Source organism: Bifidobacterium sp. ESL0775, from assembly GCF_029395475.1.
Classification (GTDB): domain Bacteria; phylum Actinomycetota; class Actinomycetes; order Actinomycetales; family Bifidobacteriaceae; genus Bifidobacterium.
Genome location: NZ_CP113917.1, coordinates 283,746 through 300,645 on the forward strand (window position 1 = coordinate 283,746; position 16,900 = coordinate 300,645).

General features: G+C 57.2%; 8 protein-coding genes. 3 read left to right on the forward strand and 5 right to left on the reverse strand.

All coding sequences use genetic code 11. The features are described from left to right. Positions 1 to 123: 123 nt before the first annotated feature. Both OZX73_RS00875 and OZX73_RS00880 read right to left on the reverse strand, forming a co-directional pair. The gene (locus OZX73_RS00875) at positions 124 to 3,435 is read right to left on the reverse strand and encodes a BspA family leucine-rich repeat surface protein (protein WP_277149761.1); all 3,312 of its coding nucleotides are present in this window, start codon (positions 3,433 to 3,435) and stop codon (positions 124 to 126) included. A 393-nt stretch (positions 3,436 to 3,828) separates the two neighbouring features. Beyond that, on the reverse strand, positions 3,829 to 7,125 hold the full coding sequence (locus OZX73_RS00880) for a BspA family leucine-rich repeat surface protein (protein WP_277149763.1): 3,297 nt from the start codon (positions 7,123 to 7,125) through the stop codon (positions 3,829 to 3,831). 1,175 nt (positions 7,126 to 8,300) lie between these two features. Between OZX73_RS00880 and OZX73_RS00885 the strand changes: the two genes are divergently transcribed. Beyond that, positions 8,301 to 9,599: an MFS transporter gene (locus tag OZX73_RS00885; protein ID WP_277150867.1), complete on the forward strand. Its 1,299-nt coding sequence runs from the start codon at positions 8,301 to 8,303 to the stop codon at positions 9,597 to 9,599. 449 nt (positions 9,600 to 10,048) lie between these two features. Further along, on the forward strand, positions 10,049 to 11,104 hold the full coding sequence (gene ilvC, locus OZX73_RS00890) for a ketol-acid reductoisomerase (protein ID WP_277149766.1): 1,056 nt from the start codon (positions 10,049 to 10,051) through the stop codon (positions 11,102 to 11,104). Between the two features lie 249 nt (positions 11,105 to 11,353). Here the strand turns inward: ilvC and OZX73_RS00895 are convergent, their stop codons facing one another. The 3 genes from OZX73_RS00895 to OZX73_RS00905 all read right to left on the reverse strand — a co-directional run bounded on the left by OZX73_RS00895 (position 11,354) and on the right by OZX73_RS00905 (position 14,435). Continuing rightward, complete coding sequence (locus OZX73_RS00895; protein WP_277149768.1) at positions 11,354 to 12,544, reverse strand: ATP-binding protein; 1,191 nt, start codon at positions 12,542 to 12,544, stop codon at positions 11,354 to 11,356. A gap of 215 nt (positions 12,545 to 12,759) precedes the next feature. Further along, a complete protein-coding gene (locus OZX73_RS00900) occupies positions 12,760 to 14,289 on the reverse strand; it encodes an amino acid permease (protein WP_277149770.1) in 1,530 nt (509 codons plus the stop codon). After that, the gene (locus OZX73_RS00905; RefSeq protein ID WP_277149772.1) at positions 14,286 to 14,435 is read right to left on the reverse strand and encodes a hypothetical protein; all 150 of its coding nucleotides are present in this window, start codon (positions 14,433 to 14,435) and stop codon (positions 14,286 to 14,288) included. The genes OZX73_RS00900 and OZX73_RS00905 overlap by 4 nt, the downstream gene beginning before the upstream one ends. A gap of 352 nt (positions 14,436 to 14,787) precedes the next feature. On the opposite strand from OZX73_RS00905, the gene OZX73_RS00910 reads away from it, so the two are divergent. Further along, positions 14,788 to 16,263, forward strand: a complete 1,476-nt coding sequence (locus OZX73_RS00910) for an amino acid permease (protein ID WP_277150868.1) — start codon at positions 14,788 to 14,790, stop codon at positions 16,261 to 16,263. Positions 16,264 to 16,900: the final 637 nt, after the last annotated feature.

Genomic DNA, 16,900 nt, shown 5'->3' on the forward strand with positions numbered 1-16,900 from the left:
CCGAGGCTAGGTTGTGGCTGAACCCGAATCAGTAGCGGAAGCCGAATTGCAGGACTTGAATACGCGAAATACCTAAGCTCTGACTTTTGCCGACTTCAACAAGCTAGAAGAAAGCAGTAACCCCTATCTTGCGTGGCGGCTGTGGCGCCGCGTGGCGCGAGCGGTGGCGGCGATGAGAATCGTCAGAGCGGCCGCGAAGGCGATGAAGATGGCCGCCTTGCGTCCTGCGCCGCCGGTGAACGGCATGGCATGGATGTAATTGGTGTTCGTCAGACGGATGGTTCCGCTGTTTGCTACCTCGCTGTCCACGTTGGCGGTGCCGCTATATGCGTTGTCCCGGCTGGTGAGGGTGGCGGTGATGGTGTAATTGCCGTTCTGGAGCTCGCCGGCGTTGAAGCGCTTGGTCCATGTCTGGTCGTTGGTGCCGTCCCATGCGCCGACGACGGAAGTGACGGCCCAATCGACTGGAACGGTGTTGGAGCTGAGGGTCCAAGTCCGCTGCGGGCCAGCGGCGGGGGTGAGGGTGATGCGGAGTTGGTCGGAGGTGGACCAGGGCTTATCGGTTACCGACAGGATGACGCCGCCGGTTGAGGCATCCTGTGCAAGGGTGAGATTGGTGGGCTTGTCGACCAAGGCCCATTGCGCGGTCAGATGGATGATGGTATGCCCGTCGGCGTCGGTGTCGCCTTTGCTGGTGTTGACGGGTATGGCCTGCCCCGGATGCCATGCGCCCGTTCCCGTCGCTGTGGCCCAGTCAAGGAATTTGTAATGCGCTGGGCGGTAGATGCCGTCAGGCAAAGGCAGGTTGAGTCGAGCGTCTCCGCTGCTGTGGTCGGTCAGGGTCGTCACGGCCGCGGGCGTGGTTCCCCAGGCCGGGGTTCCGTCGGGCGCTTTGCCGTCCTGGAAGTCGGCGGTGGTGTAAGGCAAGGTGGCGTCAAGCGCGTCGCAGGCCCATGCGTCATTGCCGGTTTTGGGATCGTGCCATGCCAGGCGCGCCTCATACGGTTTGCCGATATCGGGGAACCGGTCAAGCGTGAATTGAAGCGTCTCGTTGACTGGCGTCGTACCGGTCTGCGGCACCGTGATATCGGAGCACTGTGTGCTGTTGTATCCCTGGAGCTGGCTTTTGGGCTTGATACAGGCGCGTAGCGTATCGCCCGCGTTCGAGCCGGCGAACGAGACGGGCATTTTCACCGGTTTGGGGTCGGAGGTGTTCTCCCACCACGCTTTTGAGATGCTGGCGTTGCCGGCCGTATGCCATTTGGTATAGAGGGTGGTGGTCCCTCCGGGAACCCACATGGTTGATCCCGGTGCGTAAGTGGTACCGGTGCCATCATCGTGGGTCACCCAAGTATCGAACAGTTTGCCGTTTGGGTTGGAAATGTGCTGAAGGTTGTCCAAGATGACAGTATCGGGGCTGGGAACGGTCCATCTCGGCTGGGTGATGGTGTTGCCGGTGGCCGCTGTCTTGCAAGGGTGGGGTGTAACGCTGGTGTCGCATAGCTTCACCGTCCAAGGGTTTGACCGCACGTAGACGCCTGCCGCCTGGGTCTCGTCGCCCGTATAGGAAGTGAGGTCGTCGTTGGAGCCGATTCGCAGGGCGGGGCTGACGGGGTTGTGTGCACCGTCGCCGGCCTTGTACCAAGGGGTCGAAGACGGCGAAGCGAAGGAGCCGCTTCCCAGCATGGTGTCGGCGCCCAATATTAGCAGAGGAAGATTGCCTGGTAGCATCTGTGTCGTTTCCGTCCGCCGGGTGTCGAATGTTGAAAGATTCAATGCCATGAGATCGGAGCAGAGGCCGAACATGCTGGCCATGCTGGTGACGTTGCCGGTGTCGAAGTGGCTGAGGTCGATCGAAGTGAGTTCGCCGCAGTCGTAGAACATGTAGGTCATGTCGGTGACCTTGCCGGTGGTGAAGGCGGAGGAAAAGCTGAGCGTGGCGAGGGCGGAACAGGAGTTGAACATGCTGGCCATGCTGGTGACGTTGCTGGTGTCAAAATAGTTGAGGTCGAGCGTGGCGAGTGCATAGCAGCTCTGGAACATGCTGTTCATGTCGGTGACGTTGCCGGTGTCGAAGTGGCTGAGGTTGAGCGAAGTGAGTACGTAGCAGCTTTGGAACATGCCGACCATGCTGGTGACGTTGCCGGTGTCGAAGTGGCTGAGGTCGAGTGTGGTGAGCCCGTAGCAATCCTGGAACATGTCGTGCATGCTGGTGACGTTGCCGGTGTCGAAGTGGCTGAGGTCGAGTGTGGTGAGCCCGTAGCAGCCCCAAAACATCTTGCTCATGTCGGTGACGTTGCCGGTGGCGAAGGTGGCCGGCAGGTTGAGCGCGGTGAGTGAGGGGCAAAAGCCGAACATGTTGTTCATGTTGGTGACGTTGCCAGTGGCGAAATGAGTGAGGTTGAGCGTGGTGAGTCCGGAGCAGCTTTGGAACATGTCGCTCATGTCGGTGACGTTGCCGGTGTCAAAGCTACCGAGGTCGAGTGTGGTGAGCTTGGGGCAGAAGCTGAACATGCTGGCCATGTTGGTCACCTTGCCGGTGGTGAAGGTGGCTGGCAGGCTGAGTGTGGTGAGTTCGGGGCAGCTTTGGAACATGCTGGCCATGTTGGTCACCTTGCCGGTGGTGAAATGGCTGAGGGAGAGCGTGGTGAGCGCCTGGCAGTTTTGGAACATGTAGCTTATGTTGGTGACGTTGCTGGTGTCGAAGTGGCTGAGGTCGAGCGTGGCGAGTTCGTGGCAGCCTTGGAACATGCTTTCCATGTCGGTGACGTTGCTGGTGTCCCAATTGGAAAGGCCGGTTAAGGTGGTGAGGTTGGTTTCGCCTTGGAACATTCCGGCGCATACCGAACGTGCGAGATGGAGGGTGCCGCCAGTGGTGTCGAATGTGTTCAAGTAGGTCAGGCCATCGAAAATCTTGCTCTGCACGTAGGGAATCGTCAGATTTCCCTCGACTTGGATGCGGGTGATGAGGCCGCTATAAGGGTCGTTTTGCCACGGCGGTGTGTCGTTGTGCGCGCCAAGATCGCTGGGGGTGGTGCCGCCTGAAAGATGCAGGACGCAGCCGTTGGAGTCATTGGTGATGCTCCATCGCACGGGGCTGGCGTCCCTGCCGGGGATGTCGTTGAGTCCGTTGCTGGCATTTGGCGTGTCCGGGTCGTTCAAGGTTCCGTTTGCGGGGTCGCATGTATCTTCTTGAGGGGTTATGGCCGGTTTCTTGGCGAGATGCTCGGAGGCGAATCGGGGCGCTGGGGCTGAAAAGGCGATATTTCCTTTATTTTGCTTGGTTTTGGCTTGTGTGGCTATACGGTTGACGCCAGTGACATTCGCATTGGTCGCTTTATCGTGTGGAGAAGATGTCGCTGGCGCGGCGGGAACGTCGTTGTTGGCTGCCAGGCGAATGCTCAGCGGGGAAGGAACGGCAAACAATGACGCCATGCACAGCATCATCGCGAGAATGGCACGGACAATACCCACGCGGATCAATCTCCCCTAAAACCTTTGATGTTTCGTCTCCATCGCTTTTATGACGATGGTTTTCACAAATTTTATATGATAAACACATCAGTGTACATAAAAATAGACAAAACAACCGGTAAAGATGAATTTTAAAATAAAATCATTCGTTACAATCAGGTGTAATTAGAATGTGGCGCTTACTTGCGAAGCGGGAGTGACCTGCAAAAATGACGTTGTGAATGCAACTGATGCTTGTTGGGCTGTTTTTTAGGTCGCCCAAGACAACCGTGGCGATGAGCGTGCGTCAGTCGTGGTCCATGGCCGGTGCGTCTTTCGTCGCGTGTCAGTGACGGATTGGTGTCAATTGGCTTGTCAGTGCCGGCGGAAACGGCGCCGAGGACGGTGGCGGAAATCGGCGCCTCCGGCCAACAGGATGAGCGATGAGCCTGCGATGGCCGCCAAAATAATCGCGAGACGACGTGAGCTGCCGCCGGTCAGCGGAAGGGATGAAGCATAGAGGCCGCTGATGCGTGTGCCCATAAGCGTCGCGTCCTGCGAGCTGACGATGCCGCCGGCGGGCGTGCGCCAGGTGTCGTCGATATTGAGATTGGCTTTGACGTCGTAGTTGCCGACATGGTCGAGCGTGGAATCGTGCGGGAGGTCAAGCGTCCAATTGTGGCTTGTCGTGCCGTCCCAGGCCGCCGAACTTGGATCCCAAGTGGCGTTGCCGCAGATGTAGGCGCTGGCTGCGGATTCGGAGGGTTTCACACAGACTCTCATGGTGTTGTCGGAACCTTGGGCGTTTGGCGTGACCGCTAGAGGTCCGTCGATGCCGTCCGATCCCTGGAACTGGGAGTAGACCCAGAGGTAGCGATTGGTCCCGATGTTGAGGTTGGCGGACCATTCGGCATTTACGCCTTTGAGCCAAGTCGGGAATGAAGGTTTATAGGGAAGGGCCGGGGTCGCCGTGACCTGTGAGCAGCCATTGCCAACCGAGTTGTCGCTGGAGCCCCAGCTGGTGTTGAATGGTGGCGCACCCGCCGACGTGGGGCAGGAACGTACGCGGACGGTCACGACGTTGCCTCCGAGTTCGCCCGCGGCTGTGGCGGTGCCGGTTATGGAAAGCTGTCCGTTGGGGGAGACCGCTGCGCTGGTGACTTTCAGACCGCGTGGCGCGCTGCCGCTGACGGTGGGTGAACCGACGAAACTCCAAGGTTGCCCGGTGCCGGTTATGCGGATTTGGTTGGTTGACGGGACGCGGTGCGCCTCGGTGATGATGGGGGTTTGGGCGGTGTGCCATACGGCGTAAAGGGTGACGGATCTGTTGGCATAATTGACTTCGGTGGGTATATGGTTTCCCGGATTGTAGGTGGCGTTGGGCACGGTGGCGGTGCTGCTGGTGGCCCATCCGGCGAACATGTCATGCTGGCCCTTGGTGGGGATGGTGTTGGTTGGGATGGTGAAGGCCGTTGCCCTGCCGTTGTCGGCATCGCCGAAACCGGACATGCTGGCGGGGGCGCCGGTGCCACCGTTGGCATTGAACGTGAGCTTGATATATGGCAGCACGCCATTTTTGACCGCATTCCCTGAGCTGACGTTGTTGCCTGTGGCCGGGTCGGTTATGGTGGTGATCGCGTTGATTCTGTAATTGACGCCAGGATTGGGCTCGAGGTCGGCCACGGGGCGGCCGGTGTAGTTCCAAGTGCCAGGGCCGGTCTCGGTGGACCACGTGCCACGGTTCGTGGTCACGGTGGTGGTACTTCCAGCCGGAGCGGCGGTGTTCGAGACCGTCAGGTCGACGGTCGTGTTGCCGGAGACGGGCGCGTGCACGACGGGCGGGTTAATGACCGGGACAGGTACATTGGCCCATTCGGCGTAAAGCGTGAGGGTTCTGACGGGGTAGGAGTCGCCTTGGTCGACGCTTATGGTGGATCCTGGGGCATATCGAGTGCAGTCGCCCGTGGTGCCGCCGGTGCTGCAGGTGTTCCAGCTCAAGAAGACGCTGGATGTTTTGTTCGAGGTGAGCACGTTGGCTTGCGGAACCGTGATGGTGGCCGCTGCGGTGGTGGTGTCGTAGGTGACCGGAGCGAAGCTGGTGGTGCCACCGTTGGCGTTGACGACGAGCTTCACACCGTATGTCATGAGCCTCGAGTCCACGTACACGCCGGCGGGGCTGTTGGAGGCCGCCCGTGCCTGGAGTTTGGCGATGCCGCCGATGGTGCCGACATGGTCGGCGCCGGCGTCAAGGCTTGACATCTCCTCCCAGGTGATGGTGGGGGACACGCTGAAAAACGCGTTGTTGTTAAGTTTCGTGTTCGGGCCCAATGCGAGGCGGCGCAGACCATTCGGCAGCATGCTGGACATATTGCCGAAGCAGTTGCTGGTGTCGAATCCTGACAGGTCGAGCGTGACGAGGTGCAAGCAGAGGTCGAACATGCCGCCCATGTCGGTTACTCTGGATGTCTTGAAATTCGAGGAGAACTTGATTGATGTGAGCGCTTGGCAATTATTGAACATGCCGTTCATGTCGGTGACCTTGGCGGTCGCGAAATTGCTCAGATCCAGTGAGTCGAGTTTGACGCAGCCGGTGAACATGCCGTTCATGTTGGTGACGCTGGTGGTCACGAAATTGCTTAGGTTCAGCGAGGTGAGCTGAGGGCAGTTGTAGAACATGTTGTTCATGGTGGTGACGTTGGCGGTCGTGAAATTGCTCAGATCCAGTGAGTTGAGTTTGACGCAGCCGTAGAACATACTGCTCATGCTCCGCACGTCGGCGGTGTTGAAGTGTGAAAGGTCGAGCGAAGCCAGACTGGAGCAGCCGTAGAACATCTCGCCCATACTGGTCACGTTGCCTGTCGACAAACTGGTGAGGTTGACGTAGGTGAGCGCGGAATTGTTATAGAACATATCGCTCGTGTCTTCCAGCAAAGGGGTACGGAAGCCAGAGAGATTCAGCGACGTGAGCTTTGAGCAATAGTAGAACATGCTGGCCATGCCCGTGGTCTGGCTGGTGTCCCAGCTGGTGATGCCGTTGATGGTGGTGAGCTTCGTGTCGCTGTCAAACAGGCCATTGGCGGCGGATTCCACCAGATGCAGGCTGCCGCGGGTGGTGTCGAAGCTCGTGAGTTTTGTCATCTGGGCGAACGCCGGGTTGAGGTCGACGTCGACGTCGCTTTTGACTAAGGTGAGGTTGCCGTCGACACTTACGCCGACGATGCTGGGGAGCTGGTTGTACCAGGGAATGCTGGTTGCTAGGGTCGGGATGTCCGGGCTGGTGCCGTTGCTCAGGTGCAGGACGCAGCTGGTGTCGATATACCATTTGACGGTGCTATGGTCTTGCCCGCTTACGCCGGTGTAGCCGGCATAAGGGCTTCCCCAGTTGGCTTGGGGTGTCTGGGGGCAGACGGCCTGTGGGCCCACTTCTGGCTGCGATGATTCCGATTGCCCGCCGCCTCGGGTTTCGACTTCTCTGGCGGTTCGTACACGTCCGTTTTGTGGGTTTGCCTGGTCGCCCCGCGAATCAGAGGGATTCGGCGAATTGGGCAAAGCGGTGTCCGCTCCGGCGCTCGCTGAAGAGCCCGGTGTCTGGTTCACTGTTGCTGGGACCGGTGTCATGAACGACAAGGCCGTGCAGAGGATCGTTGCGATAACGTGGAAGATGATGCTCATCGGGTTTCATCCTTGCGTTGTCTGTGCGAATGGATTCGAGTGCTTAAAGCGTTTGATGTTCGTAGCCCGCGCGGCGAAGTGGAAAAGGGGCTGAAAGAAGTTTCTTCTTGGTGAGTACCGAAGACATAAGGTGGCTCACGGTCCTTTCGAGGCACGGCGTCTGAGGATAAAAATTGCGTCGTTTCGTTGTCGCGTGCGCCATGGAGCGCGTTAATTCTACGAGTACTTAAAACGATACAAGATAAAATTATGTATTACGATGGATGATGGGTGCCGTTCTGTCTAGTGGCGTCCGGAGAACCAATCAATGATGGATAATGATGTCGGGAAAATAAAAATTTCCTTACGTTTTGTCGTGTTATGCTTCGCTAAAAACTAGCAAAAAGCCCTGATTTCGTCTTCGCTGATAAAGAAACTGTTCGGCGCTGGGTGAAAGACCCCTGCAAAGCGCGTTTTCGCTGGCGTTTTGGCGTCTCAATTTCGCGGGTTCTGCCATCCCTTGATGCAAGTCTCGGCAGGGCAATCCGAATACAGACGAACGGATAGCAGGTCATTTCGCTTGTCCACATAGTGAGACGGTTGGCGGAGTGGCGTAGAGGCGCGCCTATGGTAACTCATTAAACGGGTCACGAACCCGGAAGAACTTGGTAAATGTGAAAGGAGGACGCCATGAAGAACGGATTGATGAGTTTTAACGAATCTGCACGAATTATTAGCCCGTCTTCGTTGGCGGCCTGATTTTCACATTCAGCTTGAGCCCCGCCAATGAAGGCAGGGCAAAGCAAGCAATCGTTCAATCGAACGAATAGCGATATTGAAAAATATTTGGCGTATAGCTTTCAAGCCCTGCAATCAATGGCAGGGCTCTTTTGTTATCGCGCCCCAAAAGGTCACCGTGGTAGTGCCGCAAGTTCGTGCACGAACTATCCGTCAGCCGGATAGCAATAACTGAAAACCAATGACTCGAAACTCGAATCCGTTTCATGGCATCACGCCCGCGCCAAACGCAACGCAGGCCGCGGACGCAAGAGCACGAGAGAACAATGAAGCAGTGGTCGGTACCGAAAGTACCGAAGGAGAACATCATGACATCAGTCGACACAGCGACTGGGAATGGCAGCACCGGCGGGAACAGCAACGTCGGGGCCGCCGCACGCAAGGCAAAACTTCAGGAGATGGCGCACGATTCGGTCGGCACCGTCATCGCCGCCTCGATGGTCGGCACGGCCATTGAATTCTACGATTTCTACGCCTATGGCACCGCCTCGGCCAACTATTTCCCGAAGATCTTCTTCTCGGACAAGACCAACCCGACCGTGGCCCTGCTCGTGAGCCTCCTGACCTTCGCCATCGCCTTCATCGCCCGCCCGCTCGGCTCGCTGATTTTCGGCCATTACGGCGACAAGATGGGCCGCAAGACCACGCTGGTCGTTTCGCTGATGACCATGGGCCTCTCCACCTTCCTCATCGGCTGCCTGCCGACGTATAGCCAGTGGGGTCTGCTCGCGGTCGTCGTACTCTGCCTCTGCCGCTTCATCCAGGGCATCGGTCTGGGCGGGGAATGGTCCGGTGCGGCTCTGGTCGCCACGGAAAATGCCCCGGCCAACAAACGCGCGCTCTACGGCTCCTTCCCGGAGCTCGGCGCCCCGATCGGCTTCTTCCTCTCCAACGGCACCTACTTCGTGCTTGAATCCTTCTGCACCCCGGCGCAGATGCTCGCCTGGGGCTGGCGCGTGCCGTTCCTGCTCTCCATCGTGCTCGTCGTGGTCGGCCTGGTCGTGCGCGTCCACATGGAGGAGACCCCGATCTTCCGCCTCGCCCAAGAGCAGAAGAAGACCGTCAAGTCCCCGCTGAAGGAAGTCTTCCGTACCAGCTGGCGCCAGGTCCTGCAGGCCACGTTCATCGTCGCGGTCACCTACACGCTCTTCTACACGCTGGCCACCTGGTCGCTCGCCTGGGGTACCAAGACCCGCGCTGAAGGCGGCGGCGGACTCGGCTTCACCAACCGCGAGTACCTCTTGATGTTGATGGCCGGCATCTGCGTCTTCGCCCTGTTCATCGTGCTCTCCTGCGTCTACGCCGACAAGCTCGGCCGCCGCCGCGTGCTGATGTTCTCCGCGGTCGCGCTGGTCGTCTTCTCGTTCGTCTTCCCGTACCTCTTGATGGGCCACCGCAACTTCGTGGAGATCATGGTCTTCCTGTGCGTCGGCTTCGCTTTGATGGGCATCGCGTTCGGCCCAGTCGGCGCGATCTTGCCCGAGCTCTTCAGCGCCAACGTCCGCTACTCCGGCTCCGGCCTGGGCTACAACCTCGCCGCCATCGTCGGCGCGGCCTTCGTCCCGACCGTCGCCACTTGGCTCTCGTCGCATTGGGGGGTGCAGTCCGTCGGCCTCTACATGGCCGTGATGGCGGTGTGCTGCTTGGTCGCCCTGCTCACCTGCAAAGAGACCAAGGACACCGACTTCACCGCGTGACCGCGCTGGATGCCTGGCCCGTGGCTTCCGCTCCCTGCCTCTAACCCATGTGGAACGAGGGCTTCCGGCAGGGTTAGAGGCAGTATCTCGGCCATCCTGCCCACAAGACAAGTGGAAGTGGCGGTAGCTATGGCGGGAAGTTGGGAAATCGGCGAATGTTGCCCAATCCCTTGACCGGTTTATCCATTCGTTAATCATAACTGAATATTAATAATTGAAAAGTAAAATAAACATTTGAAAGCGGCTGTTGATCCGGGATCTGTCCCGTCTCAATCTGTAAGAAATACCTGTTCGATAAATGGACGGCGGCGCGGTTCGCACTGTGACCGGCGTTACAATGGACGCACAACGGGACAAAATCCCCTTTTGATCAAGAGCCAATTTCTACGCACGGCAGGCAGAGTGCCTAGCCGGGCAAATAATAATAAATTATGCAAGGAGTGCATACTATGGCAGCACAAATCTGGTACGAAGACGACGCTGATCTCTCCGTTCTCGACGGCAAGAAGGTCTGCATCATCGGTTACGGCTCGCAAGGTCACGCGCATGCGCTGAACCTGCGCGACTCCGGTGTGGACGTCGTCGTCGGCCTGCGGCCTACCTCCAAGTCCGTTGAGTACGCCAAGGAGCAGGGCCTGGAAGTCAAGCCCGTCGCCGACGCGGTCAAGGAAGCGGACATCATCATGTTCCTGGCTCCTGATCAGTATCAGGGCACGATCTATAAGGAAGAGGTCGAGCCCAACATGAAGCCCGACGCGGCGCTCGCTTTCGCGCACGGCTTCAACATCCGTTACGGCTACATCAAGCCGGGCAAGGGCCATATGACCTTCATGGTCGCCCCGAAGGGCCCGGGCCACATCGTCCGTCGTGAGTACGTCGCCGGCCGTGGTGTGCCGGTGGTCGTTGCCTGCGAGAACGACGACAAGGGTGACGGCTGGGATATCACCCTGGCTTACGCCAAGGCTCTGGGCGCCCTGCGCGCCGGCGCCATCAAGACCACCTTCAAGGAAGAGACCGAGACCGACCTCTTCGGTGAGCAGGACGTGCTCATGGGTGGCGTCAACCACTTGGTCGAGACCGGTTTCGAGGTCCTCACGGATGCCGGCTATCAGCCGGAGATTGCCTACTTCGAGGTCTGCCACGAGCTGAAGATGCTCGTCGACCTGATGAACGAAGGCGGCCTGAACAAGGCCCGTTGGTCCTGCTCCGACACCGCTCAGTACGGCGACTTCACCTCCACGGTGATCGACGAGCACACCCGCCACAACATGGAGCATCAGCTCCAGCGCATTCAGGACGGTTCCTTCGCCAAGGAATTCATGGACGACCAGGCCAAGGGCGCACCGCGCTTCAAGGAGCTGCAGCAGAAGTACAGCCACGAACGCATCGAGACCGTCGGCCCGAAGCTTCGTTCGATGTTCTCCTGGCTCAAGGGCAAGTCGGCCGACGCCGACGAGAACGAGTCCTTCAACGGCGACATCGCCCGTACACAGGTTCAGAAGTGAGCTTGCCGCGAGGCCACTCGTTCTGACTGACTGAGCGTTCGCGCCTGTCAGGCTAAACGTAAAGGGGTTGCCACCAAGTTTCAGCTTGGTGGCAACCCCTTTTGTTTGTTCCACATATTTTGTATCCGTGTTATTTTCTGCGTTCGTATCGGGAATGACCGTTTTATGGAAAGCTGTTTTGGCTTCAGATTTGTCTTGTTCTTTGGTTCGTCGTCGGCATTGGATTACCGAATCCCATTGATGATGAGGTTATTTTTCAAGCAACCAGTCGAGCAGGTTCTCCTGCTTGATGCCGTCATGGTCGCCGTTGCCGATGCGATCCAGAGTGAGCAGGGTTTTAGGGTGGTTGTCGTCAATACCTTGCAACGGCGCGAGTTCACGGTTCAAGGTTGCGCTATCAAGTACGGTTTGTGAGACTTGGAAATAGTGGACTCCGTCGGCATCGTTAGCGCAAAAGTCAATCTCCTTGGTTCCGATTTTCCCGATGGAAACGGTCCGATAACGTCGCAGAAGTTCAAGGTAAACCACGTTTTCGATGCGATGACCGATGTCGCCGCTTGATTTGCCGAGGAACCAGAATCTGAAACCTGGGTCGCCTAAGTAGTATTTCTCAAGCATTTTCATATAAGCTTTGCCTTTGATGTCATACCGGTTGGCGCTGAAGAGCAGGTAGTTTTCGCACAACGCAGATATATACTCGCGGACTGTGTTGGGGGAGATGCCGGTATGCTCCTGTTTCATGGTGTCCGCGATGCCTTTGACGGAGGTGATATTGCCAACGTTGTCGGCTAGGAATGCCGCGACTTCATTGAAGGCTGGCATATCGATTTTCGGATGGCGGACCGCTATGTCTTTAACGAGGATTGTGTTGAACACGCCCCCGAGGTAGTCGGTGATGCTTTGTTCGTCGTCGAGATAGGTCGTGTACGGCAGGCCGCCGTAGGTGAGGTAGCGTTCGAACGACTGGTCGGCGGTCTCCGATTCCGGCCTTGTGCTGCGGTATTCCGCGAACGAAAGTGGGAACATATTGAGTTCGACGTAGCGGCCGGTCAATAGCGTCGCTAGTTCGCTGGAAAGCAGTTTGGCGTTTGAACCGGTGATATAGGTGTCGGTATCTTTGCGGATATACAGTGCGTCGACAGCTTGCTCAAAATGTTCGACGTGTTGGATTTCGTCCAAGAATATGTAGTTTTGACCGGGTTGCAGACGCTTGACAATGTAATCGTAAAGCGGCTTGGCTTCGGTCGGATAGCTTTCGTCAAGGTTTTCGAAGTTGATGGCGATGATGTTTTTAGCATTGGTGCCTTCGCTCGTGAGACAGTCGCGGAAGATTTCAAGTATTTTCGACTTGCCGCTGCGCCGCATGCCAGTCACCACTTTGATGGGCTCCTTGTCGCGCCAGCGTTCCAGCCAATCCAAATAATAGGGACGATCAATCATTTCTTGCTCCAAACCTGTCAGTCTATTGATAACTTTAGCAGGAAATTGAAAGTTTTGTCAGTCTATTGACAACTTTAGTAGAAAAGTCAGAGAGTTGTCAGTCTGTTGACAGAACTTTTGATTTTGAACTGGAATTGTCAGCAGACTGACAGAACTTTCGCGACCGGGCTGCTAAGGGATCAGTCGATTATCGATATTCACCAGTAGATGGACGGTTACTTGCTTGCGGCCGCCTGTGCCTTCTGCTGTTTCAGGACTTCGGGGCGGGCGGAGGAGACGTCCATGTCAGTTAGCTTGACGATGTGGGTATGGTGGGTGAATTTGTAGCCGAAATAGAGGATGGCAACGAGGAGGACGCTGAAGTAGGTCATCAGGATTTCGCTCCAGTCGCCGGAGGCGAAGGCGGGGATATCCTGCCCGCAGATCACGACCAGGCAGAGCACGATGGCAAGGACCGGGCCGAGCGGGAAGAGCTTGGCGTGGTACTTCAATTCCGAGAGTTTGTGGCCTTGCAGCTTGAACGCGCGGCGGAAGCGGAGGTGGCTCAGCGCGATGCCGATCCACGAGATGAAGCCCGTCAGGCCGGTCGCGGTGACCAGCCACATGTAGAACTTCGGGCCAAAAATGCTCGATGAGAAGGCAAGCGCCTCGATGCAAAGTGTCGTGATCAGCGCCGCAAGCGGTACGCCGCGTTTGGTGGTTGTTCCAAGGAACTTCGGGGCGTAATCGTCCTTCGCCATGCCGTAAAGCATGCGGCTTGAGGCGTAGGCGCCAGTGTTGACGGCGGACAAAATCGAGGTCAGCACCACGGCGTTCATCACGCTTGCGGCTCCGGCCAGTCCGGCCTTTTCGAAGACGATGGTGAACGGTGACATCGCCACGTTCGTGTCGGAGACGCCGAGTAGATGCGGGTCGGTGTAAGGGATGATCGCCGCGATGACGAAAATTGACAAGAGATAGAAAAGGACGATGCGCCAGAAGACGTTGTTGATGGCCTTCGGCACCGCCTGACTTGGGTTTTCGGATTCGCCGGCGGTGACGCCCACGACCTCCGTGCCTTGGAACGAGTAGCCGGCGATGAGGAAGACCGCCATGATCGCGGGGAAGCCGCCGATGAACGGCCCGCCTTTGTAGGTGAAGTTCTTGAAGCCGATGGCCGGCTGGAACATGATGCCGCAAATCATCATCAGGCCGATGACGACGAAGATGACGATGGTGACCACCTTGATCAGCGCCAGCCAGAATTCCGTCTCGCCGAACGCGGAGACCACGAAGGCGTTGAGGCAGAAGATGATGACGAGCATGGTCAGGCTCCACACCCAGCCCGGCGATTTCGGGAACCAGTACTGCATCAGGAGCGCTGCGGTCGAGATGTCAGTGGCGCCGGCGATGGCCCAGTTAAGCCAATAGTCCCAGCCCATCGCGAAGCCCAGCGCGGGGTCGACGTATTTGGAGCTATACACCGAGAACGAGCCGGAGACCGGCATGTTGGTGGCGAGCTCGCCGAGGCTGGTCATCAGGAAGTAGATCATGATGCCCATGGCCGCGTAGGCCACGAGTCCGCCGCCCGGCCCGGCTTTGGCGATGGTGCCGCCGGAGGTCATGAACAGGCCGGTGCCGATGCACCCGCCCAACGCGATCATCGAGATATGGCGCGTCTTGAGCTTGCGGACGACGTGGTTGCCGCCGTGTCCCTTGGATTCGTCGGTTTTGCTGTTGCCGCCGGGAATATTGTCGTTGCTCATGCTGTTGCTGCCGTCGAGGGTTGAGGCGCTTCCGTCATCGAAATGCCGTCGACGTGGTTGCCGGCGCCCATGCCGGTGTGTCGATTCGGCGCTTTGTTTTCGTCGCTCATAGCGTTATTTCTTGCCGTGCCCGACTCGCTGGTCATGTGGCGCTCCTCTTTCACGGGATTCCCTGCTCGTGTATGTCCTATATATTTATATTTATATGTCGTTTTGGCTGCGCAAGTCTTGGCCGCGCGAAAGGAGCCGAAACCTGCGTTGCGCACCGGACCGATGGAGGATTCCCCTTCTCCCACCGCCGATGTGAAGCATAGGTCGCCCTCTCGATGTTTGGTTCCGCGCCGCCGTTGTGCGATTTTCTTGTGATGAACGTCTCGAAAACCGAATATGAAACGTTGATGTCATCTACTGCGGCGTAGTGTATTCACTATTGCGTAAGTAAGCATGTTCATGCGAAGGGATGAAATGACTGCAGAGGACAAAAGCGAAAACGCCCCAATGACTTCCGGCGGCAGCGGCAGTGGCAGCGTCGGTGAGAAGACCAACCAGCTCGAACGCGGCCTGACCAACAGGCACGTCCAGTTCATCGCCATCGGCGGCACCATCGGCACTGGCCTTTTCCTCGGCTCCGGCAAGTCGATCGCGCTGACGGGCCCCAGCATCATCCTGGTCTACATCCTCGTCGGCATCATGATGTTTCTGCTGATGCGCGCCATCGGCGAGCTGATGTATCGCGATCCGGACCAGCACACCTTCATCAATTTCATCGGCCGCTATCTCGGCGCCGGCTGGGGCCATTTCGCGGGCTGGACCTACTGGATCGTCCTCATCCTCATGGGCCTGAGCGAGCTCACCGCGGTCGGTACGTATTTCGTCACGTTCTTCGACACCTTCGGTTTCGACCTGCGCAAGTGGCAGCCGCTCATCGAGGTCTGCTTCCTCGTGGCGCTCGCGGTCATCAACCTCATCGCCGTGAAGGCGTTCGGCGAGACGGAATTCTGGTTCTCGATGATCAAGATTACGCTGATCGTCGGCCTCATCGTCACGGCCGTCGTCATGGTCGTCATCGGCTACCATTATCCGGCCGTGCAGATCCACGGCGTCGACCATATCAGCCCCGCTGGCCACGCCGGGTTCGACAACATCTTCAACGGGCTTTCGATGGCCCCGAACGGCTGGATGGCTTTCTTGATGAGCTTCCAGATGGTCTTCTTCGCCTATGAGATGATTGAGTTCGTGGGCGTCACGGTCTCCGAGACCAAGAACCCGCGCAAGGTGCTCCCCAAGGCGATCAACGAGATCATCATGCGAATCCTGATCTTCTACGTCGGCGCGCTCGTCGCCATCATGCTCATCGTCCCGTGGCGCACGTTCAAGCCGAACAAGGACGGCTCCTTCGCCTCCCCGTTCATCATGGTCTTCCAGTACGCGGGCCTCAATTGGGCTTCGGCGCTCGTCTTCTTCGTGGTCATCACCGCCGCGTCCTCCGCGCTCAACTCCCTGCTTTATTCCTCGGGCCGCCACCTTCTGCAACTCTCCGAGGTCTCCACCTCGCCCACGTTGCGCAAGCTCAGCGTCGTTTCGAAGCGCAGGGTCCCGGCGCGCGCCATCATGGTCTCCGCCTGCTTCATCCTCCTGTCGCCGGTCATCAACGCGATTCCCAAGATCTCCAACGTCTTCGTGCTTTTCTCCTCGGCCTCCAGCGCCGTGATCATCTTCGTCTACATCTTGACGATGATCGCCCACCAGCGCTACCGCCAGTCCGCCGATTTCGACGCGGACGGCTTCGTGATGCCGGCCTACAAGTTCACGAACACCCTGACGATCATCTTCTTCGTGTTCATCTATGTGACGCTGTTCCTCTCCGCCGATACGCGCGGTTCCGCCGTTGCCGGCCTCGTTTGGCTGGGCCTCTTCGGCGGCTACAGCCTGATTCATTACCGCGGCAAAGAATCGGTTGAACTGTTAAACTAAAATGGATATAAATCATTACTGTTAAACGGATATAATTATCTGTTTTATTGCATTAACTTTAAACGTTGAATACAAGGTCTTTTATTCTATTTTATACATTTGCCTGTAAACATAAAATGTTTGACGTTAATTCTGTTCTGAGAATGTAAAACATTGATTCTAAGCAAAAATAAAATGTGAAAAATACCACGAAACGCGGCAATTGGGATTGACAAACTGGAATCCTGTATTACCTTAAGAAATGTTGGTATGTATCAAAATCCCATATCATGGTGTGTTGTGGACTGGATTCTTTATCGGGAATAAATTGGGCATTTTTCTAATTTTTTCCTAGTAAAGTGATACGATGTATTAGCCTGTAACACAGGTAATCCATATATATTACGGAGGTAGGAAATGGCTAAGGCAGTAAAGGCGCAACATGGCGGGCGTCAGCTTCAGGAGCGTACATGGTGCGTACGTGCAACATCGGAGCTTGCTGATTGGGTAATCTCGAGCGCGGCTGACGAAAACGTCCGGACCTCCGTACTTATTCGTGAGGCAGTTGGGGAATATCTCAAGCGTCATCACTCCAATCTCCGTCCGAATCAGGGCGTGAAAGCCTGATTCGTTCTCTTTGACTGTATCGGTTTTCGTG

Excerpts from the sequence above, each read along its gene's own strand:
- OZX73_RS00875 (WP_277149761.1), bottom strand. The coding sequence starts at position 3,435 with ATGGCGTCATTGTTTGCCGTTCCTTCCCCGCTGAGCATTCGCCTGGCA.
- OZX73_RS00910 (WP_277150868.1), top strand. The coding sequence starts at position 14,788 with ATGACTTCCGGCGGCAGCGGCAGTGGCAGCGTCGGTGAGAAGACCAAC.
- OZX73_RS00905 (WP_277149772.1), bottom strand. The coding sequence starts at position 14,435 with ATGACCAGCGAGTCGGGCACGGCAAGAAATAACGCTATGAGCGACGAA.
- OZX73_RS00900 (WP_277149770.1), bottom strand. The coding sequence starts at position 14,289 with ATGAGCAACGACAATATTCCCGGCGGCAACAGCAAAACCGACGAATCC.
- ilvC (WP_277149766.1), top strand. The coding sequence starts at position 10,049 with ATGGCAGCACAAATCTGGTACGAAGACGACGCTGATCTCTCCGTTCTC.
- OZX73_RS00880 (WP_277149763.1), bottom strand. The coding sequence starts at position 7,125 with ATGAGCATCATCTTCCACGTTATCGCAACGATCCTCTGCACGGCCTTG.
- OZX73_RS00895 (WP_277149768.1), bottom strand. The coding sequence starts at position 12,544 with ATGATTGATCGTCCCTATTATTTGGATTGGCTGGAACGCTGGCGCGAC.
- OZX73_RS00885 (WP_277150867.1), top strand. The coding sequence starts at position 8,301 with ATGGCGCACGATTCGGTCGGCACCGTCATCGCCGCCTCGATGGTCGGC.